This is a genomic window from Citrobacter sp. JUb117 (assembly GCF_024809055.1).
Classification (GTDB): Bacteria; Pseudomonadota; Gammaproteobacteria; order Enterobacterales; family Enterobacteriaceae; genus Citrobacter; species Citrobacter gillenii.
On record NZ_JANUFB010000001.1, the window covers coordinates 672,110 to 694,611 of the forward strand.

Genomic DNA, 22,502 nt, shown 5'->3' on the forward strand with positions numbered 1-22,502 from the left:
AATGATTGTTTATCCGGTTAAACACAGCCCGTTGTTACGTCAGCCTGAACATTTTATTGCCAGAGATGAGTTAAAAACGCTTATCAAGAAGGTGACGCATAATCTGGTCAATATTCATGATGAGAGCGGTGAGTTCTTGCTGCGACTGGACGACGGACGCGTTATTGACACCAAAGGGTGGGCTGGATGGGAGTGGACGCACGGCGTCGGCCTGTACGGGATGTACCAGTATTACCAGCAAACCGGTGATGAAACGATGCGCGATATCATCGATGGCTGGTTTGCCGACCGCTTTGCAGAAGGCGCGACGACTAAAAACGTCAATACCATGGCGCCGTTTCTGACGCTGGCGTATCGCTATGAAGAAACGCGCAATCCGGCGTATCTGCCGTGGCTTGATTCCTGGGCTGAGTGGGCGATGCACGACATGCCGCGTACCGATTTTGGTGGTATGCAGCACATCACGCTGGCGGAAGAGAATCATCAGCAGATGTGGGACGATACGTTGATGATGACGGTGTTACCGCTGGCGAAGATTGGCAAACTGCTCAACCGCCCCGAGTACGTTGAAGAGGCGACGTATCAGTTCCTGTTACATGTGCAAAACCTGATGGATAAAGAAACCGGTCTGTGGTTCCACGGCTGGAGCTATGAGGGAAATCATAACTTTGCCAACGCCCGCTGGGCGCGCGGTAACAGCTGGCTAACTATTGTTATTCCGGAGTTCCTCGAACTGGTCGATTTACCGGAGAATAATGCCGTTCGTCGCTATCTGGTACAGGTATTGAATGCGCAAATTGCGGCCCTGGCGAAGTGTCAGGATGAGAGTGGTCTGTGGCACACGTTGCTGGACGATCCGCATTCTTACCTTGAAGCGTCAGCCACCGCCGGATTTGCTTATGGGATTTTGAAAGCGGTGCGTAAGCGTTATGTCGGGCAGGAATATGCGGCGGTAGCAGAACTCGCCATCAAAGGCATTGTGCAGCATATCTCACCAGAAGGGGAGCTGCTGCAAACCTCATTTGGTACCGGAATGGGGCACAATCTCGAGTTCTATCGCAACATTCCGCTGACCTCCATGCCTTACGGCCAGGCGATGGCGATGCTGTGTCTCACCGAATACTTGCGTAAGTATTTTTAATATCGGTGTCCGACGGCGCTGTCGCTGTCGGCGCTGTTTGTTGAGTTACCTCTGTTTGTGCGGCGTTGTCCTGCGGCACAAACAGATGATCCATAATTTGTCGCATAACCGGCGCGGCGGTAATGCCGTCGCTGCCGCCGTTTTCCAGAATCAACGCCACGGCGACTTTCGGGTTTTTGTAGGGTGCAAATGCGGTGTAGAACACGTGGTCACGCAGGCGGATGGGGATCATCTTCGCATTGTAAGTCTGGTTTTCTTTCAGGCTGAAAACCTGTGAGGTTCCGCTTTTCGCCGCAATTCCGTAAGGTGCAGTATGGAAAAATTTATAACCTGTCCCGTTCGGCGCATTGGCCATGCCAAACATCGCCTCGCGTACCAGTCCCCAATAGGGCGAGGAGGGAGAGGCAATCTGTGACGGTACCGTGGCGGCATGATAAGGCGTAACAGATTTACCACTCTCTTCAGCCTGCAACAGGTGAGGGGCAATCACTTTCCCATTGTTAATCAGTGCCACCATTGCTTTCACCATCTGGATTGGCGTGGCAATCCAGTATCCCTGACCGATACCAACCGAAATGGTGTCTCCCTGATACCAGGCTTTTTTATGCACCCGTTGTTTCCAGTCGCGGCTCGGTAACAGCCCGTTGTACTCTTCATCAAGATCAATGCCGGTGGGTTTACCGTAACCAAACTGGCTAAGCATGCTGTTGATTCGGTCAATGCCCATCATATACGCCACCTGATAGAAGAACGTATCAGCGGACTCTTCAATTGCTTTGGTCACGTCCAACATGCCATGACCGGTTTTTTTCCAGTCGCGATAATGTCGCTCAGTGCCGGGCAATGTCCATGTTGGCGCGCCAAAGAAGCTGGTCTGCGGGGTGATAACGCCATTGAGCAATGCTGACATCGCCATGTACGGCTTGACCGTGGAGGCGGGAGGGTACAAACCTTGCGTGACGCGGTTAATCAACGGCAGGTCTTTATCCTGCAGCAGCGTGTTGTAGTCCTGGTAGCTGATACCTTTGACGAACGGATTCGGATCATAGCTGGGGTTAGAGACCATCGCCAGCACCGAGCCATCGTGCGGATCTTCAACCAGTACTGCGGCGCGCTGACCGACCAGCAGGCTCTCTATATATTCCTGTAAGTGTAAATCCAGCGTCAGGTGGATGTCCTTTCCGGCAACAGGCGGTACATCTTTTATCAGGCGTACGATGCGTCCGTGGTTATCGACTTCGACTTCTTGATAACCCGTTTTGCCGTGCAGATCGTTTTCGTAATAGTGTTCGATCCCCTGCTTGCCAATGTTGTGATCGGCGGCGTAGTTTTCTGCCAGCCCCTTTTTATCCAACGCTTTCAGGTCGCTGTCATTGATTTTAGAGACATAGCCGAGCACATGCGCCAACTCTGCGCCATACGGATATTGGCGATCTTCATAGCTATTGATGGTGACGCCGCTGAAATGAAACTGATTAACCGAGAAACGGGCGATCTCCACGTCGGTCAGCGCATTTTTGAGCACCACCGGGCGATAGCGACTACTGGATTTCAGATCGTGGCGAAACTGGTCAATCTCATCAGGGGTCAGGTCAACAATAGGCGTTAGCTGCTTTAGCAAGGCATCCATATCGTTGATTTTATAAGGAGTGACAGAAATATCGTACCAGGTGACGTTGCGCACCAGCGGGATACCGTTGCGATCGTAAATGATGCCGCGCGTTGGGGCAACCGGCAGCATTTTGATGTCATTGGCATTTGAGCGGGTGGTGTAATACTGATGCTCGCGAATTTGTAAGTTGTAGAGGTTATAAATCAGGATGCCAAAACAGATGACCACCAGGCCAAAGGCCACTATTACCCGTCGCTGAAAGAGTTTCTCTTCCGCCTCAAAATCTCTGAATGTCATGGACCCACACCTGATTAATTCGCCGCCTAATGATACGGAGGTGTAAATGGGATAACAGGTAAAAGATGTTCCATCCCTCTACGGAAATGTGTCATTCCTTGTGAGTTGTAACAAATTACAGTGAACGTAGCCGTTTCTCGTAGGCCTGATGGCGCTTCGCTTATCAGACCTACGAGGGCGGTCATTCGGGAAAATAAAAAAGCCCGCGACATAGCGCGGGCTTTCACATCACTCGTGGTGATTACATACGTTCTACGGTTTCGATACCCAGCGTATCCAGACCCAGCTTCAGCGTTTTCGCCGTCAACTGTGCCAGCTTCAGGCGGCTGTTACGAATCTCTTCGCTCTCGGCGCTGAGGATTGGGCAATGTTCGTAGAAACCAGAGAACAAACCGGCAAGATCGTACAGATAGGCGCACATCACGTGCGGTGTACCTTCACGTGCAACGACGGTGAGCGTTTCTTCAAACTGCAGCAGACGCGCCGCCAGTTGGGCTTCACGATCTTCACTGATGATGACCTTCGCGCTGGCCAGCGCACTTTCGTCGATATCTGCCTTACGGAACACGGACAGTACGCGGGTGTAGGCATACTGCATGTACGGTGCGGTATTGCCTTCGAAGGCCAGCATATTATCCCAGTCGAAGATGTAATCCGTGGTACGGTTTTTCGACAGATCTGCATACTTCACGGCGCCGATACCGACCGCATTCGCCAGTTTTTCCAGCTCGTCGGCAGGCATGTCCGGGTTCTTCTCTGCCACCAGACGACGTGCACGCTCCAGCGCTTCATCTAACAGATCGGCCAGTTTAACCGTGCCACCCGCGCGGGTCTTGAACGGTTTACCGTCTTTGCCGAGCATCATGCCGAACATGTGGTGTTCCAGCGGTACGGAATCCGGCACGTAACCGGCTTTACGCACGATGGTCCATGCCTGCATTAAATGCTGATGCTGGCGGGAGTCGATGTAATACAGCACGCGATCGGCATGCAGTGTTTCGTAACGGTACTTGGCGCAGGCGATATCAGTGGTAGTGTACAGATAACCACCATCTTTCTTCTGGATGATAACGCCCATCGGTTCGCCTTCCTTGTTTTTATACTCATCAAGGAATACGACAGTCGCGCCTTCGCTTTCAACGGCCAGGCCTTTGGCTTTGAGATCCGCAACAATGCCTGGCAGCATCGGGTTGTACAGGCTTTCACCCATCACGTCGTCGCGGGTCAGCGTCACGTTCAGACGATCGTAGGTTAACTGGTTCTGCGACATGGTAATGTCGACCAGTTTGCGCCACATTTCGCGGAAGTAAGCATCACCACCCTGCAACTTCACCACGTAGCTACGTGCGCGCTCGGCGAATTCTTCATCTTCGTCGTAATGTTTTTTCGCGTCACGATAGAAACCTTCAAGGTCAGCCAGCGCCATTTCACCCGCGTTTTCCTGCTGCTGCTTTTCCAGCCACGCGATGAGCATACCGAACTGGGTTCCCCAGTCGCCAACGTGGTTTGCGCGGATGACTTTATGGCCGAGAAACTCCAGCGTACGGACAGCCGCATCACCGATGATGGTGGAACGCAGGTGGCCTACGTGCATCTCTTTCGCCACGTTTGGCGCAGAGTAGTCAACAACAACGGTTTGCTTTTCTGGCTGTGCAACGCCCAGACGATCGGAGGCCAGCGCCTGCTGCACGTGCTGCGCCAGGAATGCTGGATCGAGGAAAATATTGATAAAGCCCGGGCCCGCAATTTCAACCTTGCTGGCAATCCCGTTGAGATCCAGATGAGTCAGCACCTGCTCTGCCAGTTGTCGCGGCGCCATACCCAGTTTTTTAGCGACTGCCATCATGCCGTTGGCCTGATAGTCGCCGAACTGTACTTTTGCTGACTGACGAACCTGAGGTTCGCAATCTGCAGGCGCACCTGCAGCAATCATGGCCTGACGGACTTTTTCTGAGAGAAGAGCCTGAATATTCACCGGAATACCTTACATTTATGAAGCGCTTTACTATACACCGCGCCAGATTAAGAATTTAGGCCGGGAGTATACTGCAAATGCCCGTTGCCGTCAGCATTGTGCGTGCCGCGCGCGGCCTAAAATAGACGCAGGGCAATGACGCATAATCATTCATTTTTTCCCTGAAAAAATCAGCGGTTGGATGGTACTGCGCAACAGAGTAAATTAGCGACTTTGAACATGGATATGAGCTTTCAATATGGCGAACTGGCAAACCGTTGCAGAACTGCATGATATTTCCGCAGATTTAGGGCATTTCACTCAGGCGTTAACTGAACTTTCCACCCGTCTGGGTTTGAATATTGCTCCGCTTGAAGCCGATCACATCTCTCTGCGCTGTCATCAAAACACCACCGCAGAGCGCTGGCGTCACGGGTTTGAACAGTGCGGCCAGCTGTTGTCGGAAAATATCATCAATGGCAGACCGATTTGCCTGTTCAAACTGGATGAGCCGGTGTGCGTGGCGCACTGGCAGTTTTCTATTGTGGAGTTGCCGTGGCCGGGTGAAAAACGCTACCCACATGAGGGTTGGGAGCATATTGAGATTGTTCTGCCGGGCGAGCCGGAAACGTTGAATGCGCGAGCGCTGGCGTTACTTTCTGATGAAGGATTGAGTCAGCCGGGTATCTTTGTGAAAACCAGTTCACCACAAGGCGAGCGTGAGCGGTTACTGAACCCGACGCTGGCGGTCAGCGACGGCAGCGTGACTATCAAGTTTCATCCATGGTCAATTGAAACGATTGTGGCAAGCGAGCAACAGGAGTAACCATGGCACTGCTGGAAATCTGCTGTTACAGCATGGAGTGTGCGCTGACGGCACAAAAAAATGGCGCGGATCGTATTGAACTGTGTTCGGCACCCAAAGAAGGGGGCTTAACCCCATCACTGGGTGTATTACGTACCGTTCGTCAGCATATTGATATTCCCGTCTATCCGATTATCCGCCCGCGCGGCGGGGATTTTTGCTATACCGACGGTGAATTCGCCGCCATGCTGGATGATATCGCCATGGTCAGAGATCTCGGATTCTCCGGGCTGGTAACCGGGTTATTAGATGTTGATGGCAACGTCGATATGTCGCGCATGGAAAAAATTATGCGGACAGCCGGTACGCTAAATGTCACGTTTCATCGGGCCTTTGATATGTGTGCCAACCCCTTAAATGCGCTGAAAAGTTTATCTGATTTGGGTGTCGCCCGAGTGCTGACTTCCGGGCAAAAATCAGATGCTGCGCAAGGTTTAACAAAAATAATGGAACTTATTGCACTGCCCGGTGCTCCAATCATTATGGCCGGAGCGGGGGTTCGCGCTGCGAATTTGTCTCTATTCCTCGACGCCGGTGTGCAGGAAGTCCACAGTTCTGCCGGAGTATGGCTGGCTTCTCCCATGCGTTATCGCAATGCGGGGTTGTCGATGTCTTCGGATGCGCAAGCGGATGAATATTCCCGCTATGCGGTAGACGGGGCGGCGGTTGCTGAAATGAAAGCGATTATTGCGCACCATCGGGCCAGCTGATTTTTACCGTTGCATCATGTCGCCCAATATGATGCTTGCTCGTACCAGGCCCCTGCAATTACAGGGGCCTTTTTTTATCCTTTTATGCCTGATGGCGGCGATGCCTTATCAGGCCTACGGGAGTTGTAGGCCCGGTAAGCGTAGCGCCACCGGGCAATCCATCACGGCTTACGCGCAATCAAGACCGCGCGCAGCGGGGCAGGGTACCCTTCTACCGTTTTACTGCTGTCGTTCGGGTCGAGGAAATCAGCCAGCGATTCGGTAATCATCCACTCGGTACGGCGCTGTTCTTCGGTAGTGGTCACACACACGTCGGCAATGCGGACATCAACAAAACCGCACTTCTCCAGCCAGTTTTTCAACGCCAGAGCAGACGGAATAAAGTAGACGTTGCGCATTTGTGCGTAGCGGTCACCCGGCACCAGCACGGTATTTTCGTCCCCTTCAACCACCAGCGTTTCCAGTACCAGTTCACCGTCTTGTACCAGTTGATCTTTCAACTGCCAGAGATGTTCCAGCGGAGAACGACGGTGATAGAGCACGCCCATTGAGAAAACGGTATCAAACGCGTTCAACGCCGGAAGCTGTTCAATACCCAGCGGCAGCAGATGCGCGCGCTGGTCGTTGCCCAGCAGTTTTCGCACCGCTTCGAACTGACACAGGAATAACTGGGTCGGATCAATCCCAACGGCCAGGTGCGCGCCTGCACCGATCATGCGCCACATGTGATACCCGCTGCCGCAGCCGACATCCAGGATCGTCCGTCCGGTCAGGTCGGATAAATGCGGCAGAACGCGATCCCATTTCCAGTCAGAACGCCATTCGGTGTCGATATTGACGCCATACAGTGAGTATGGCCCTTTACGCCACGGCATCAAATTGCGCATTAATGTATCAATGCGTTTAAGCTGACCGTCGCTGAGCGGCTCTTCGCTTTCAGCGGTGACACTGTGCAGCAAGTCCAGACGGTGCGGTGTCAGTTCGGGCAAAAACTCTACCGCGTTCGACCACTGCTTAAACAGGCCATGCTGATCGCGCTGCCAGCTCGCAATTTGCGCCGGGAGCGTTTCCAGCCAATGAGAAAGATGATTTTTGGCAATCAGCTGATAAAAGTTACCAAAGTCGATCATGCCGCAACCTCAGCTTTTAGTGCCACCAGAGAACCAAAGTTAAAGCACTGGAACCACAGTTCGCTGTGTTCAAAACCAGCCTGATGCAGGCGCGCTTTATGGGTTTCGACCGAGTCGGTCAGCATGACGTTTTCCAGCATGCTGCGCTTTTGGCTGATTTCCAGTTCGCTGTAGCCATTTGCCCGCTTGAAATCGTGGTGCATGTTGAACAACAGCTCACCCACTTTTGCATCTTCGAAACTGAATTTCTCCGACAGCACCAGCGCGCCGCCAGGATTCAGCCCCTGATAAATCTTATCCAACAATGCCTGGCGCTCCGCTGGCTCAAGGAATTGCAGGGTAAAATTCAGCACCACCATTGAGGCGTTTTCAATAGTAATGTTGCGAATATCCCCTTCGACAACTTCGACCGGAATAGGGGCTTTATAGGCGTCAATATGACGGCGGCAGCGTTCAACCATGGCCGGGGAGTTGTCGACGGCAATAATTTTACAATTGTCATGCTGAATACTGCGACGCACCGAGAGCGTCGCGGCGCCCAATGAACAGCCCAGATCGTAGACCTGCGTGTTGGGTTGCACGAAACGTTCGGCCAGCATACCAATCATCGAAATGATGTTGGAGTAGCCGGGAACGGAGCGCTGGATCATATCCGGGAAGACTTCAGCTACCCGTTCATCAAAGGTCCAGTCACCCAGACTGGCGATAGGCGCAGAAAAAAGCGTGTCGCGGTGAGACATAACGTAAAAATCCGGGAAAAATAAAGTGGCGTATTGTGCGCTAATGCAGGGAGAAAACCAACTCCCAGGGCATATACCAGAGATTCGCCAGCACCATTAGCACCAGCGAGCACCAGGTGGCGCTCATGCCGGAACGACGCCAGCGGAACAGACGGTGGTGGAATCCGTAATAATGCATCAGCCGACCAGCAATTAACATCAGCCCGCAAATATGCACCATCCACGTTTCCGCGCCGTTCATTTCCATAAATAACAGCAACACTAATGCGACGGGGATATATTCCACCGCATTACCGTGAATGCGAATCGCACTTTGTAGTTCGCTAAAACCGCCGTCGCCATAAGCCACGCGATACTGCATACGCAGGCGGACAACGTCAAAGGAGAACTTAATCAACAATAACGCACCCAGTACGGCATATAGCGCGCTTACCATACAAACTCCCTTTTAAAATGGCTGCTGGCATTGACTATGATAGGTGGCATTTTCAGAAAAGAGAAGATTGCTGTGGAATAGACGGTGCTGATCCGATCTCTGGCAGAGCGCTGCGTAAATCTGCCCATAGCGTATCTACAAGCTCCGGGGCCTGCGCGATGTCTGGCGTATGTAAAAACAGATAGGGTGTGGTGGTCTGCTTCCAGAGAGACAGTTTGGCCAGCCATACGTTAAATAACGTTCGGTTTTGCTCCATATTATCGCTGCCGATAAAGCGCACCATGGGATTGTTCGCGGTAACCACTGCATGGACCGGAACTTTCGGTTTTTTGCGCTGCGCATCGCGAATCGCTTCACTGTGAGGAACCGCGGCGTGTACCGGCCGACTATCTAAAATTACCCGATTGACCCCTCGCTCGTGTAAGCCACGATTGAACCATTTCTCGTCTTCACCTTTGGTAAAAAATTCAGGATGGCGAACTTCCACCCCGTAGGTAAACGATGCGGGTAACGCATCGAGAAACGCCCACAGAGCAGGGAGATCGCGAGGAGAAAAGGTGGCGGGTAGCTGCAACCAATATTGCCCGATTCGCGCTTCCAGCGGTGACATGCGGGTGAAAAATTCTTGCACCAAATCATCACAGTTTCGCAATGCAGCTTGATGCGAAATGGTCGCCGGAAACTTAAAGCAGAAGCGAAAGTCATCGGTAGTCTGCGCCTGCCAGCGCGTAACAATCTCGGCTTTTGGCAGCGCGTAGAGTGTGGTATTGCCCTCAACACAGTTAAAGTAGCGGGCATACTCTTCAAGGCTGGTGATCCCCAGGCGCACCCACTTCGGATGCGACCACTGCGGCAGGCCGATATAGATCATAACGCTTGCAGGATCTCGTCCACGCTGCGCACGCGTGCAATGCGCGGGAAGATATGCGTCATGCTGCCCTGATGCTGATCGGCACTGGCTGCGCTACAGGCATTTTCGGCAATCACCAGGTTAAAACCCAGTTCCCAGGCATTACGCGCCGTTGACTCAACGCCGATGTTGGTGGAGATCCCGCATAACACGATAGTGTCAACGCCCCGGCGGCGCAGTTGGAGTTCGAGGTCGGTGCCGTAAAAGGCACCCCACTGGCGTTTGATCACTTCGATGTCACTGGCGTTTTTGCCCAGCGCTGTCGGATAGTCCCACCAGTTTGCAGGGAGTGCTTTAGCCGGTGCCTGGGCATCTACCGGCTGTTTCAGGGCTTCTGCGTAGTCGTCAGACCAGCCAACGCGAACCATCACTACCGGTGAACCGTGAGCTCGGAATTGTGCCGCAAGGCGTGCGGCGTGGGTTACCACGTCGCTTGCCGAATGGGGGCCGCCGGCGAAGGGTAAGATCCCTTCCTGTAGATCAATAACGACAAGGGCGGTGGTTTTAGCGTTCAGTTCCAGCATGGTGACTCCAGTCAAAAAAGAATTCCGTTACACCTTAATCGCGATTGTGTGTGAAAGGGGCGACAATTTTTGTTATTTTTTGTGAGATTACGCAATACCCGCGTAGGAAACACGCGTACAGTCAGTACCGGACTTATCGTGCGGCAGAATTTCCAGTATAATAGCCGCCTTTTTTCATTCAGTTGTGACATTCAGCTAAAGCTGCGACTTCGTCATCTGCAAGGCAGGTGACAATCCGCCTGCGGCAAAGTTAAGGGATATCTCATGCGTACAGAATATTGCGGACAGCTACGTCTGTCCCACGAGGGGCAGCAGGTGACTCTGTGTGGTTGGGTCAACCGTCGTCGTGATCTTGGTAGCCTGATCTTCATCGATATGCGCGACCGCGAAGGTATCGTGCAGGTATTTTTCGATCCGGACCGTGCGGACGCGTTAAAGCTGGCCTCCGAACTGCGTAATGAGTTCTGCATCCAGGTTACGGGCACCGTGCGTGCGCGTGACGCGAAAAACGTCAACGCCGATATGGCGACCGGCGAAATTGAAGTACTGGCGTCCGATCTGACCATCATCAACCGTTCAGACTCGCTGCCGCTGGACTCTAACCACGTTAACACCGAAGAAGCACGTCTGAAGTATCGCTATCTGGATCTGCGTCGTCCGGAAATGGCGCAGCGTCTGAAAACCCGTGCCAAAATCACCAGCCTGGTGCGTCGTTTTATGGACGATCACGGCTTCCTCGACATCGAAACGCCGATGCTGACCAAAGCGACTCCGGAAGGCGCACGTGACTATCTGGTGCCTTCCCGCGTCCATAAAGGCAAATTCTACGCCCTGCCGCAGTCTCCACAGCTGTTCAAGCAGCTGCTGATGATGTCTGGCTTTGATCGTTACTATCAGATCGTAAAATGCTTCCGTGACGAAGACTTACGTGCTGACCGTCAACCTGAATTTACCCAGATCGATGTTGAGACCTCCTTCATGACCGCACCGCAGGTGCGCGAAGTGATGGAAGCGTTAGTGCGTAATCTGTGGCTGGAAGTAAAAGGTGTGGATCTGGGTGATTTCCCGATCATGACCTTTGCGGAAGCCGAACGTCGCTACGGCTCTGATAAACCGGACCTGCGTAACCCGATGGAGCTGGTTGACGTTGCTGACCTGCTGAAGTCCGTTGATTTCGCCGTCTTCTCCGGCCCGGCTAACGATGCCAAAGGTCGCGTGGCTGCGCTGCGTGTACCGGGTGGAGCAAGCTTAAGCCGTAAGCAGATCGACGATTACGGTAATTTCATCAAGATCTACGGCGCGAAAGGCCTAGCTTACATTAAGGTCACCGAACGTGCGAAAGGTCTGGAAGGGGTAACCAGCCCAGTTGCTAAGTTCCTGAATGCCGATATCGTTGACGCGATTCTTGAGCGCACCGGCGCACAAGATGGCGACATGATTTTCTTCGGCGCAGACAACAAGAAAGTGGTTGCTGACTCAATGGGCGCACTGCGTCTGAAACTGGGTAAAGATCTGAGCCTGACCGACGAAACCAAATGGGCGCCGCTGTGGGTTATCGACTTCCCAATGTTTGAAGACGACGGTGAAGGTGGCCTGACCGCGATGCACCATCCGTTTACCGCGCCGAAAGACATGACGGCCGCTGAGCTGAAAGCCGCGCCGGAAGAGGCCGTTGCCAATGCGTACGATATGGTCATCAACGGTTACGAAGTGGGCGGCGGTTCCGTGCGTATCCATAACGGCGACATGCAGCAAACCGTGTTTGGTATTCTGGGTATCAACGAGCAAGAACAGCGTGAGAAGTTCGGCTTCCTGCTGGACGCGCTGAAATACGGTACTCCGCCGCACGCGGGCCTGGCGTTTGGTCTGGATCGTCTGACCATGCTGCTGACCGGTACCGATAACATTCGTGACGTTATTGCCTTCCCGAAAACCACGGCTGCCGCGTGCCTGATGACCGAAGCGCCAAGTTTTGCCAACGACGCTGCCCTGGCGGAACTGAGCATTCAGGTTGTGAAGAAGGCCGAGAATAACTGATATGACATACAAACAGCCTGTCTCGGTGTTAGTCGTGATTTATGCAAAGGACACCGGAAGAGTGCTGATGTTACAGCGACGCGACGATCCTGATTTCTGGCAGTCGGTCACCGGCAGCCTTGAAGAGGGTGAAACCGCGTCGCAAGCCGCCATGCGCGAAGTAAAGGAAGAGGTCACCATTGACGTTGCCCGCGAGCAACTGACCTTAATTGACTGTCAGCGCACGGTGGAGTTCGAGATTTTTAGCCATTTACGACATCGCTACGCACCGGGAATCGAACGGAATACGGAATCCTGGTTTTGCCTGGCACTCCCCTCGGAACGAGAGATCGTGTTCACTGAACATCTGACCTATCGTTGGGTTGATGCGGCGGAAGCTGCACAGTTAACCAAATCGTGGAGTAACCGGCAGGCGATTGAAGAATTTGTAATTAACGTCGCCTGAGAAGGCGCGCTTTTTGGAGATATTATTTATGGCAGGTCATAGTAAATGGGCCAACACCAGACACCGTAAAGCAGCGCAGGATTCCAAGCGCGGCAAGATCTTCACCAAAATCATTCGCGAGCTGGTTACGGCCGCTAAGCTTGGTGGTGGCGATCCGGACGCGAACCCGCGTCTGCGTGCGGCTGTCGATAAAGCGCTGTCCAACAACATGACGCGTGACACCCTGAACCGTGCCATCGCGCGCGGTGTGGGCGGTGACGAAGACGCAAACATGGAAACCATCATTTATGAAGGTTACGGTCCTGGCGGGACAGCGGTCATGATTGAATGCCTGTCTGACAACCGTAACCGTACTGTTGCGGAAGTGCGCCATGCGTTCACTAAAACCGGTGGTAACCTGGGCACTGACGGTTCAGTTGCGTACCTGTTTAGCAAAAAAGGCGTTATCTCCTTTGAGCAAGGCGACGAAGACACCATCATGGAAGCCGCGTTGGAAGCCGGTGCTGAAGACGTTGTGACCTATGATGACGGTGCGATTGACGTCTACACCGCATGGGAAGAGATGGGTAAAGTGCGTGATGCACTGGAAGCCGCTGGTCTGAAAGCGGACAGCGCTGAAGTTACGATGATCCCGTCCACCAAAGCGGACATGGATGCAGAAACAGCACCGAAGCTGATGCGTCTGATCGATATGCTGGAAGACTGCGATGACGTGCAGGAAGTTTACCACAACGGCGAAATCTCCGATGAGGTTGCTGCTACGTTAGAATGACGTGGTTGAGCGGTAAAATAACAGGAGATGCGTGATGTCCATTATTCTCGGCATTGACCCGGGCTCGCGCATCACCGGCTATGGCGTGATCCGCCAGGTCGGTCGACAGTTGACCTATCTGGGCAGTGGATGTATTCGTACCAAAGTAGATGATTTACCGTCGCGCCTGAAGCTAATTTATGCCGGCGTGTCGGAAATCATTACCCAGTTTCAGCCAGACTACTTTGCCATTGAGCAAGTATTTATGGCAAAAAACGCCGATTCGGCGCTTAAGCTGGGGCAGGCGCGCGGCGTGGCGATTGTTGCTGCCGTAAACCAGGACCTTCCGGTGTTTGAATATGCGGCACGTCAGGTGAAGCAAACCGTCGTCGGGATAGGCAGTGCGGAGAAAAGTCAGGTGCAGCACATGGTGCGCACATTGCTAAAACTCCCGGCAAATCCCCAGGCCGATGCCGCGGATGCGTTGGCCATCGCCATTACCCACTGCCACGTCAGTCAGAACGCCATGCAAATGAGCGATACCCGGCTGAATTTAGCGCGTGGTCGACTACGTTAATGACAAATGAGGCTGGATATCTATCCAGCCTTTTTTTATGATAGCGCATTACCTTTTTAGCCCTTAACGCAGGAGCGTCACGTGATAGGCAGACTCAGAGGCATCATTCTCGAAAAACAACCCCCGTTGGTTCTTCTGGAAACGGGTGGCGTAGGCTATGAAGTGCATATGCCGATGACCTGTTTTTACGAGCTGCCGGAAGCCGGGCAGGAAGCGATTGTTTTCACCCATTTTGTGGTGCGTGAAGATGCGCAGCTGCTGTACGGGTTTAACAACAAGCAGGAACGCACGCTGTTTAAAGAGCTGATTAAAACCAACGGCGTTGGACCGAAGCTGGCGCTTGCGATCCTCTCCGGCATGTCGGCGCAGCAGTTCGTTAACGCGGTTGAACGCGAAGAGCTCGGGGCGCTGGTGAAACTGCCGGGTATCGGTAAGAAAACCGCTGAACGCCTGATTGTTGAAATGAAAGACCGCTTTAAAGGCTTACATGGCGATCTGTTCACACCGGCGGCGGATCTGGTGCTGACGTCACCTGCGGGTCCGGTAACGGATGACGCCGAACAGGAAGCGGTTGCTGCGCTGGTGGCGCTGGGCTATAAACCACAGGAAGCCAGCCGCATGGTGAGCAAAATAGCCCGCCCTGATGCCAGCAGTGAAACCCTGATTCGTGAAGCGCTCCGCGCTGCATTGTGAGGTAAAGGATGATTGAAGCAGACCGCCTGATTTCAGCTGCCAGCACGATACCTGAAGACATTGTGGATCGTGCGATCCGCCCCAAGTTGCTCGATGAGTATATCGGTCAGCCTCAGGTCCGTTCGCAAATGGAGATTTTTATCCAGGCGGCGAAGTTGCGCGGTGATGCCCTCGACCACCTGCTGATCTTTGGTCCTCCGGGTCTTGGAAAAACCACGCTTGCCAATATTGTCGCCAATGAAATGGGCGTAAACCTGCGTACCACCTCCGGCCCGGTGCTGGAAAAAGCGGGCGATTTGGCGGCAATGCTGACGAACCTCGAGCCGCACGACGTGCTGTTTATCGATGAGATCCATCGCTTATCGCCGGTCGTGGAAGAGGTATTGTATCCGGCGATGGAAGACTATCAGCTGGATATCATGATCGGCGAAGGGCCTGCTGCACGCTCGATCAAGATTGACCTGCCGCCGTTTACGCTGATTGGCGCGACAACCCGTGCCGGGTCGTTAACCTCTCCGCTGCGTGACCGTTTTGGTATCGTGCAGCGACTGGAGTTTTATCAGGTTGCCGATCTTCAGCATATTGTAGGGCGCAGTGCGCGTTATATGGGGCTGGAGATGAGCGAGGAGGGCGCGCTGGAAGTTGCTCGCCGCGCGCGCGGAACGCCGCGTATTGCCAACCGTCTGCTGCGTCGCGTGCGTGACTTCGCCGAGGTGAAGCATGATGGCACCATCTCGGCAGACATTGCCGCCCAGGCGCTGGATATGCTCAATGTGGACGCTGAAGGGTTCGATTACATGGACCGTAAGCTGTTGCTGGCGGTGATCGATAAATTCTTCGGTGGGCCGGTGGGGCTGGATAACCTGGCCGCCGCTATTGGTGAAGAGCGTGAAACGATTGAGGACGTGCTGGAGCCATATTTGATCCAGCAGGGCTTCCTGCAGCGTACGCCGCGCGGACGTATGGCGACGGTGCGCGCCTGGAACCATTTCGGTATTACGCCGCCGCAAATGCCTTAAGTTTTTTATGCCGGATGGCAGCTTGCCTAATCCAGCCTGCCTGTGAACGTAGGCCTGATACGCGAAGCGCCATCAGGCAACACACTCTTAGCTCGCTTGCTTTTTCATCATGCTGAAAATAAACATCAGCGCGGCACACAGCACCACGGAGGGCCCTGCTGGCGTATCATAGAACGCTGAGAACGTCAGGCCGCCCGTCACCGCTATCATCCCCACGCCCACGGCAACACCGGCCATCTGCTCAGGCGTACGCGCAAAACGGCGTGCGGTGGCAGCAGGAATAATCAGCAGCGACGTAATAATGAGCGCGCCGACAAACTTCATCGCCACACCAATTGTTAACGCAGTGACCAGCATCAGCAGCAGCTTCACGCGTTGCAGCTTCACGCCATCGACAAAGGCGAGATCCGGGCTGATGGTCATTGACAGCAGGTTGCGCCATTGCCAGAAGAGAATGGCTAGCACAATGACAACACCAATGGCGATGGAGATCAGATCTTCCGGCGTCACGGCAAGCAGGTCACCGAACAGATAGGCCATCAAATCCACACGGATATTCGACATCAGGCTGACGACCACCAGGCCCAGTGACAGAGCGCTGTGCGCCATAATGCCGAGCAAGGTGTCTATGGCGAGGTGAGGGCGCTTCTCCAGCCACACCAGACCCGCTGCCAGCATCAGAGTGACTGCGATAACCGCATAGAACGGGTTTACATCTAACAGCAGACCAAAGGCCACACCCAGCAGTGACGCGTGCGCCAGCGTGTCGCCAAAATAAGACATCCGACGCCAGACCACAAACGATCCCAGCGGGCCAGCGGCGCAGGCCAGCATGATCCCGGCTAACCAACCGGGTAATAACAATTCAATCATGAGTGACCATTTCCCCGGCGTAATACGATACGACCCTGTAAATCATGGCGATGATTATGATTGTGACGGTAAATTCCGAGTTGCTCGGCACCGCGTTGCCCGAACATAGAGATAAATTCCGGGTGCATAGAGACCACTTCCGGCGTGCCGGAGCAGCAAATATGGTGGTTGAGGCACAGCACTTCGTCGGTCTTCGCCATCACCAGATGCAAATCATGCGAGACCATCAGTACGGCGCAATCGAGTTCACGGCGAAGCTGGTCGATAAGGTCATACAATGCGACCTGACCATTGACATCCACACCCTGAGTGGGTTCATCCAGCACCAGCAGCTGTGGTTTATTCAGCAATGCGCGAGCCAGCAGGACGCGCTGCGTTTCCCCGCCGGACAGTTTTTGCATCGGCGCATCCATCAGATGTCCGGCCTGAACGCGCTTGAGCGCCGGGAGAATATCGTCCTTCTTTGTATCCGGACGTAAGCGCAAAAAGCGGCTGACCGTCAGGGGCAGCGTGGTATCGAGATACAGTTTTTGCGGGACATAGCCAATCCGCAGCTGTCCGTTACGCTTGATAACGCCTGCATCTGCTGCTACCAGCCCGAGGACAACGCGCACCAGCGTAGACTTCCCGGCACCGTTCGGACCAAGAAGCGTTAAAATTTTGCCGGGCCGTAGTTCAAGCGAAACGTCAGAAAGGACGCGGCGTTGACCATAAGAGACCGAGACATTTTCCAGTGAAACCAAAGTCGTCATATCAATTTTAGTCTTGCAGAAGTTATAGAATGTTATAATATCACATTTCTTACATTCATTACGATGATTGGTCGCATTATGTTACATAAAAATACGCTTCTTTTCGCAGCATTATCCGCTGCTCTTTGGGGGAGTGCAACACAGGCAGCAAATGCCGCCGTCGTTGCCTCGCTTAAGCCGTTAGGGTTTATCGCTTCAGCGATTGCTGATGGGGTTACGGATACCGAGGTTCTCCTGCCTGATGGCGCATCCGAACATGATTACTCATTGCGTCCGTCAGACGTAAAACGCTTACAGGGCGCGGACTTAGTTGTTTGGATTGGCCCCGAAATGGAAGCGTTTATGGAAAAATCTGTCAAGAATATTCCTAACGCGAAACAGGTAACGATTGCGCAACTCAATGACGTGAAGCCGTTGCTCATGAAAGGGGGCGACGATGATGATGACGATCATGGACACAATGACGCCCACGGTGAAAAAAGTGACGAACATCACCATCATGGCGACTACAACATGCATCTTTGGCTTTCCCCAGAGATAGCGCGGGCCTCAGCGGTTGCAATCCATGAAAAATTAGTGGAACTTATGCCGCAAAGTCGAGCCAAACTTGACGCCAACCTGAAGGATTTTGAGGCACAATTAGCCGCAACCGATAAGCAGGTAGGTAACGAGCTCGCACCGCTCAAGGGGAAAGGGTATTTCGTTTTTCATGACGCCTACGGCTACTACGAAAAACATTACGGACTAACACCGCTTGGTCACTTTACCGTGAACCCTGAGATTCAACCTGGTGCGCAGCGTTTACATGAAATAAGAACACAGTTGGTTGAGCAAAAAGCAACCTGCGTTTTTGCTGAGCCACAGTTCAGGCCAGCGGTCGTTGAAGCCGTTGCGAGAGGGACATCCGTTCGAATGGGAACGTTGGATCCCCTCGGAACAAACATCAAACTGGGTAAAACAAGCTATTCTGCGTTTCTGAACCAATTAGCCAACCAGTATGCGAGCTGCCTGAAAGGAGATTAATGAGGAAGTGAATACGTGCAACAGATAGCCCGCTCTGTCGCTCTGGCATTTAATAATCTGCCCCGACCCCATCGCGTTATGCTGGGGTCGCTGACCGTTCTTACATTGGCCGTCGCCGTTTGGCGGCCTTACGTTTACCATCCCGATGCTGCACCGATTGTCAAAACCATCGAACTTGAAAAAAGCGAGATTCGTTCTCTGTTGCCTGAGGCCAGTGAACCTATCGATCAGGCTGCTCAGGAAGATGAAGCGATTCCTCAGGATGAACTGGATGACAAAACCTCCGGTGAGGTGGGCGTTCACGAATATGTTGTCTCGACCGGTGATACGCTGAGCAGCATCCTGAACCAGTATGGTATCGATATGGGCGATATCAGCCAGCTTGCCGCCTCGGACAAAGAGTTGCGTAACCTGAAGATTGGCCAACAGCTTTCCTGGACGCTGACCTCTGACGGAGATTTGCAGCGCCTGACCTGGGAAGTTTCTCGCCGTGAAACCCGCACGTACGATCGTACTGCGACGGGCTTCAAAATGAGCAGTGAAATGCAGCAGGGCGACTGGGTTAACAGCCGTATCAAGGGCACCGTCGGCGGCAGTTTCGTCGCCAGCGCCAAAGAGGCCGGGCTGACCAGTTCTGAAATCAGTGCGGTGATTAAGGCTATGCAGTGGCAGATGGACTTCCGCAAACTGAAAAAAGGCGATGAATTCTCGGTGCTGATGTCTCGCGAGATGTTGGACGGCAAGCGTGAGCAAAGCCAACTGCTGGGCGTTCGTTTGCGCTCTGAAGGTAAAGACTATTATGCGATTCGTGCCGAAGACGGTAAGTTCTATGACCGTAACGGTACCGGGTTGGCGAAAGGGTTTATGCGTTTCCCGACAGCGAAACAGTTCCGCATCTCGTCTAACTTTAATCCGCGTCGCCTGAATCCGGTAACCGGACGTGTGGCACCGCACAAAGGCGTCGACTTCGCGATGCCGCAGGGTACGCCGGTACTGTCGGTAGGTGATGGTGAAGTCGTTGTTGCGAAGCGCAGCGGCGCTGCAGGCTACTATGTCGCGGTGCGTCATGGTCGTACCTACACCACCCGCTACATGCACCTGCGTAAACTGTTAGTCAAACCAGGACAAAAAGTAAAACGCGGCGATCGTATTGCGCTGTCAGGTAACACCGGGCGTTCAACTGGACCACACTTGCATTATGAAGTCTGGGTTAACCAGCAGGCCGTGAACCCGTTAACGGCGAAGCTGCCGCGTACAGAAGGGCTGACCGGCTCGGATCGTACCGAGTACCTGGCGCAGGTGAAAGAGGTTCTGCCTCAGTTGCGCTTCGATTAATCAGCATACTGACAAAGCCGGTACGCGATGCGTGCCGGCTTTTTTATTTTGTACGGAGCACGACGCGCCGCTACACTATCAACAGATTTATTTTTCGCGGTACCAGACACTGGAAGAGCATGGAAACGAAAAAAAAGAATATTGAATATATCCCTGAATTTCATAAATCATTCCGCCATCCGCGCTACTGGGGTGCCTGGCTGGGTGTGGCGGCGATAGCAGGGATTGCGTTAACGCCTGCATCGTTTCGCGATCCTGTGCTGGCGAAGCTGGGACGTCTTGCCGGAAGGTTGGGGAAAAGTTCGCGCCGCAGAGCGCTGATTAATTTATCCCTGTGTTTTCCAGAGCGCAGTGAAGCCGAGCGCGAAGCCATCGTCGATGAGATGTTTGCAACGGCTCCGCAGGCGATGGTGATGATGGCAGAGCTTGCCCTGCGTGGCCCGGAGAAAATCCAAAACCGGGTTGACTGGCAAGGTCTGGAGATCATAGAAGAGATGCGCCGCAACGAGGAAAAGGTCATTTTTCTCGTCCCGCACGGTTGGGGTGTCGACATTCCAGCCATGCTGATGGCCTCGCAGGGCCAGAAAATGGCCGCGATGTTCCATAACCAGGGTAATCCTGTTTTTGATTACGTCTGGAACACGGTACGCCGTCGTTTTGGTGGCCGTTTGCATGCGCGTAATGATGGCATCAAACCCTTTATTCAGTCCGTGCGTCAGGGCTATTGGGGATACTATTTGCCGGATCAGGATCATGGTCCCGAGCACAGCGAATTTGTTGATTTTTTTGCCACCTACAAAGCAACATTGCCGGCGATTGGTCGCCTGATGAAGGTTTGCCATGCGCGGGTTGTGCCGCTGTTCCCGGTGTATGACGGAAAAACACATCGCCTGACGATTCAGGTCCGCCCGCCGATGGATGACATCCTGACCGCAGATGACCACACCATTGCCAGACGCATGAATGAAGAGGTGGAGATTTTTGTCGCGCCGCACCTCGAGCAGTACACCTGGATTTTAAAACTGCTGAAAACCCGCAAACCCGGTGAGATTGAGCCGTATAAACGTAAAGATCTCTACCCGAAGAAATAAAAAGAAGAAATAAAAAAAGCCTCTCACTTGAGAGGCTTTCTGTATCAGGTACCACCTGTAGGCCTGATGATCAAAGCAACATCAGGCATTGAGCGAGGTTATTATTCTACGGTCAGAATACGCGTGGTGTTGGTGGAGCCAATGGTGCTCATGACGTCGCCCTGGGTGACAATCACCAGATCGCCAGAAACCAGATAGCCTTTATCACGCAGCAGGTTCACCGCTTCGCTGGCGGCAACCACACCGTCGGTTTCGCTGTCAAAGTGAACCGGAGTAACGCCGCGGTACAGGGAGGTCAGGTTCAGCGTACGCTCATGACGCGACATGGCGAAAATCGGCAGGCCGGAGCTGATACGGGACGTCATCAGCGCGGTACGACCGGATTCTGTCATCGCGATGATGGCGGTGACCCCTTTCAGGTGGTTCGCTGCATACATTGCGGACATGGCAATCGCTTCTTCAACGTTATCAAACTGCACGTCGAGGCGGTGTTTGGAGACATTAATGCTCGGGATTTTTTCCGCGCCCAGGCAGACACGCGCCATGGCGGCAACGGTTTCAGCCGGATACTGGCCTGCGGCGGTTTCTGCTGACAGCATAACGGCGTCGGTGCCGTCGAGTACGGCGTTCGCCACGTCCATCACTTCTGCACGGGTCGGCATCGGGTTGGTGATCATCGACTCCATCATCTGCGTGGCGGTAATGACCGCACGGTTCAGCTGACGCGCACGACGGATCAGGGCTTTCTGAATACCGACCAGCTCCGGATCGCCAATTTCAACGCCCAGGTCGCCACGAGCAACCATCACGACGTCAGAGGCCAGGATGATGTCATCCATTGCATTCTGGTCGCACACGGCTTCTGCACGCTCCACCTTGGCAACAATTTTCGCATCGCAGCCTGCATCGCGCGCCAGACGGCGGGCATAGTTCAGATCTTCGCCGCAGCGCGGGAAGGAGACGGCCAGATAGTCAACGCTGATTTGCGCCGCGGTGATGATGTCAGCTTTGTCTTTTTCGGTCAGTGCTTCTGCAGAGAGACCGCCGCCCAGTTTGTTGATGCCTTTGTTATTGGAAAGCGGGCCACCGACGGTCACTTCGGTGAAGACCTTCATGCCCTGAACTTCCAGTACTTTGAGCTGTACGCGACCGTCATCTAGCAGCAGGATGTCGCCCGGCACTACGTCAGCAGGTAGGCCTTTATAATCAATACCGACTTTTTCATTATCGCCTTCGCCTTTACCCAGGTTGGCATCTAACAGGAACTTGTCGCCAATATTGAGGAATACTTTGCCTTCTTTGAAGGTTGATACGCGGATTTTAGGTCCCTGTAGGTCACCCAAAATAGCGACATGACGTCCCAGTTTGGCGGCAATTTCACGGACTTTATCCGCCCGCAGTTTGTGATCTTCTGGAGAGCCGTGCGAAAAGTTCATACGTACAACGTTTGCGCCCGCGGCGATAATTTTTTCAAGGTTGTTATCGCGGTCAGTTGCTGGGCCTAACGTGGTAACGATTTTGGTTCTGCGAAGCCTTCTGGACATGTAATACTCCGTTGACTGAAACAACTAGGTGTTGCGTGTGAAC

At 53.5% G+C, this 22,502-nt stretch carries 22 protein-coding genes; 12 read left to right on the forward strand and 10 right to left on the reverse strand.

The window, feature by feature from the left end:
• The first annotated feature begins 1 nt into the window (after position 1).
• The gene (locus M2374_RS03265; protein ID WP_117341926.1) at positions 2–1,141 is read left to right on the forward strand and encodes a glycoside hydrolase family 105 protein; all 1,140 of its coding nucleotides are present in this window, start codon (positions 2–4) and stop codon (positions 1,139–1,141) included.
• Here M2374_RS03265 and mrdA read toward each other — a convergent pair.
• Both mrdA and argS read right to left on the reverse strand, forming a co-directional pair.
• Positions 1,113–3,050 (reverse strand): penicillin-binding protein 2, encoded by a 1,938-nt coding sequence (mrdA, locus tag M2374_RS03270; RefSeq protein ID WP_181517304.1) that lies wholly within the window; start codon positions 3,048–3,050, stop codon positions 1,113–1,115. The genes M2374_RS03265 and mrdA overlap by 29 nt on opposite strands.
• Before the next feature lie 241 nt (positions 3,051–3,291).
• On the reverse strand, positions 3,292–5,025 hold the full coding sequence (gene argS / locus M2374_RS03275) for an arginine--tRNA ligase (protein ID WP_115258780.1): 1,734 nt from the start codon (positions 5,023–5,025) through the stop codon (positions 3,292–3,294).
• Between the two features lie 238 nt (positions 5,026–5,263).
• Between argS and M2374_RS03280 the strand changes: the two genes are divergently transcribed.
• Together M2374_RS03280 and cutC are read left to right on the forward strand one after the other, a co-directional pair.
• The gene (locus M2374_RS03280; protein WP_259153897.1) at positions 5,264–5,830 is read left to right on the forward strand and encodes a VOC family protein; all 567 of its coding nucleotides are present in this window, start codon (positions 5,264–5,266) and stop codon (positions 5,828–5,830) included.
• A gap of 2 nt (positions 5,831–5,832) precedes the next feature.
• Positions 5,833–6,579 carry a copper homeostasis protein CutC gene (gene cutC, locus M2374_RS03285; RefSeq protein ID WP_181688256.1) on the forward strand — a complete coding sequence of 249 codons (747 nt, stop codon included), beginning with the start codon at positions 5,833–5,835 and terminating at the stop codon, positions 6,577–6,579.
• A gap of 161 nt (positions 6,580–6,740) precedes the next feature.
• Here cutC and cmoB read toward each other — a convergent pair whose 3' ends face one another.
• The 5 genes from cmoB to M2374_RS03310 are packed head-to-tail and all read right to left on the reverse strand — an operon-like array spanning position 6,741 to position 10,319.
• The gene (gene cmoB, locus M2374_RS03290; protein ID WP_115258776.1) at positions 6,741–7,709 is read right to left on the reverse strand and encodes a tRNA 5-methoxyuridine(34)/uridine 5-oxyacetic acid(34) synthase CmoB; all 969 of its coding nucleotides are present in this window, start codon (positions 7,707–7,709) and stop codon (positions 6,741–6,743) included.
• Positions 7,706–8,449, reverse strand: a complete 744-nt coding sequence (gene cmoA / locus M2374_RS03295) for a carboxy-S-adenosyl-L-methionine synthase CmoA (RefSeq protein ID WP_096757441.1) — start codon at positions 8,447–8,449, stop codon at positions 7,706–7,708. The genes cmoB and cmoA overlap by 4 nt, the downstream gene beginning before the upstream one ends.
• 40 nt (positions 8,450–8,489) lie before the next feature.
• Positions 8,490–8,885, reverse strand: a complete 396-nt coding sequence (locus tag M2374_RS03300) for an MAPEG family protein (protein ID WP_096757440.1) — start codon at positions 8,883–8,885, stop codon at positions 8,490–8,492.
• A 52-nt stretch (positions 8,886–8,937) separates the two neighbouring features.
• Complete coding sequence (locus M2374_RS03305; RefSeq protein ID WP_146716589.1) at positions 8,938–9,756, reverse strand: DUF72 domain-containing protein; 819 nt, start codon at positions 9,754–9,756, stop codon at positions 8,938–8,940.
• A complete protein-coding gene (locus tag M2374_RS03310; RefSeq protein WP_181219524.1) occupies positions 9,753–10,319 on the reverse strand; it encodes a hydrolase in 567 nt (188 codons plus the stop codon). The genes M2374_RS03305 and M2374_RS03310 overlap by 4 nt, the downstream gene beginning before the upstream one ends.
• A gap of 264 nt (positions 10,320–10,583) precedes the next feature.
• Between M2374_RS03310 and aspS the strand changes: the two genes are divergently transcribed.
• The 6 genes from aspS to ruvB all read left to right on the forward strand — a co-directional run bounded on the left by aspS (position 10,584) and on the right by ruvB (position 15,841).
• Positions 10,584–12,356, forward strand: a complete 1,773-nt coding sequence (aspS, locus tag M2374_RS03315; RefSeq protein WP_096757437.1) for an aspartate--tRNA ligase — start codon at positions 10,584–10,586, stop codon at positions 12,354–12,356.
• Position 12,357: 1 nt separating this feature from the next.
• Positions 12,358–12,801, forward strand: a complete 444-nt coding sequence (nudB, locus tag M2374_RS03320) for a dihydroneopterin triphosphate diphosphatase (RefSeq protein WP_096757436.1) — start codon at positions 12,358–12,360, stop codon at positions 12,799–12,801.
• Positions 12,802–12,829: 28 nt separating this feature from the next.
• Positions 12,830–13,573 (forward strand): YebC/PmpR family DNA-binding transcriptional regulator, encoded by a 744-nt coding sequence (locus M2374_RS03325; protein WP_096757435.1) that lies wholly within the window; start codon positions 12,830–12,832, stop codon positions 13,571–13,573.
• Between the two features lie 34 nt (positions 13,574–13,607).
• Complete coding sequence (gene ruvC / locus M2374_RS03330; protein WP_045444124.1) at positions 13,608–14,129, forward strand: crossover junction endodeoxyribonuclease RuvC; 522 nt, start codon at positions 13,608–13,610, stop codon at positions 14,127–14,129.
• Positions 14,130–14,210: 81 nt separating this feature from the next.
• The gene (gene ruvA, locus M2374_RS03335; protein WP_096757434.1) at positions 14,211–14,822 is read left to right on the forward strand and encodes a Holliday junction branch migration protein RuvA; all 612 of its coding nucleotides are present in this window, start codon (positions 14,211–14,213) and stop codon (positions 14,820–14,822) included.
• A gap of 8 nt (positions 14,823–14,830) precedes the next feature.
• The gene (gene ruvB / locus M2374_RS03340; protein WP_115258769.1) at positions 14,831–15,841 is read left to right on the forward strand and encodes a Holliday junction branch migration DNA helicase RuvB; all 1,011 of its coding nucleotides are present in this window, start codon (positions 14,831–14,833) and stop codon (positions 15,839–15,841) included.
• An 87-nt stretch (positions 15,842–15,928) separates the two neighbouring features.
• Here ruvB and znuB read toward each other — a convergent pair whose 3' ends face one another.
• Together znuB and znuC are read right to left on the reverse strand one after the other, a co-directional pair.
• Positions 15,929–16,714, reverse strand: coding sequence for a zinc ABC transporter permease subunit ZnuB (znuB, locus tag M2374_RS03345; RefSeq protein WP_135912208.1), 786 nt, complete (start codon positions 16,712–16,714; stop codon positions 15,929–15,931).
• On the reverse strand, positions 16,711–17,466 hold the full coding sequence (znuC, locus tag M2374_RS03350; protein WP_096757431.1) for a zinc ABC transporter ATP-binding protein ZnuC: 756 nt from the start codon (positions 17,464–17,466) through the stop codon (positions 16,711–16,713). The genes znuB and znuC overlap by 4 nt, the downstream gene beginning before the upstream one ends.
• 78 nt (positions 17,467–17,544) lie before the next feature.
• Between znuC and znuA the strand changes: the two genes are divergently transcribed.
• The 3 genes from znuA to lpxM all read left to right on the forward strand — a co-directional run bounded on the left by znuA (position 17,545) and on the right by lpxM (position 20,915).
• Positions 17,545–18,489, forward strand: a complete 945-nt coding sequence (gene znuA, locus M2374_RS03355; RefSeq protein WP_135912207.1) for a zinc ABC transporter substrate-binding protein ZnuA — start codon at positions 17,545–17,547, stop codon at positions 18,487–18,489.
• A gap of 15 nt (positions 18,490–18,504) precedes the next feature.
• Entirely contained in the window at positions 18,505–19,824 is a 1,320-nt protein-coding gene (gene mepM, locus M2374_RS03360; protein ID WP_096757429.1) for a murein DD-endopeptidase MepM, read from the forward strand.
• A gap of 119 nt (positions 19,825–19,943) precedes the next feature.
• Positions 19,944–20,915: a lauroyl-Kdo(2)-lipid IV(A) myristoyltransferase gene (lpxM, locus tag M2374_RS03365; protein WP_115258765.1), complete on the forward strand. Its 972-nt coding sequence runs from the start codon at positions 19,944–19,946 to the stop codon at positions 20,913–20,915.
• Between the two features lie 101 nt (positions 20,916–21,016).
• Here lpxM and pyk read toward each other — a convergent pair whose 3' ends face one another.
• Entirely contained in the window at positions 21,017–22,459 is a 1,443-nt protein-coding gene (gene pyk / locus M2374_RS03370; RefSeq protein WP_181688255.1) for a pyruvate kinase, read from the reverse strand.
• Positions 22,460–22,502 lie beyond the last annotated feature (43 nt).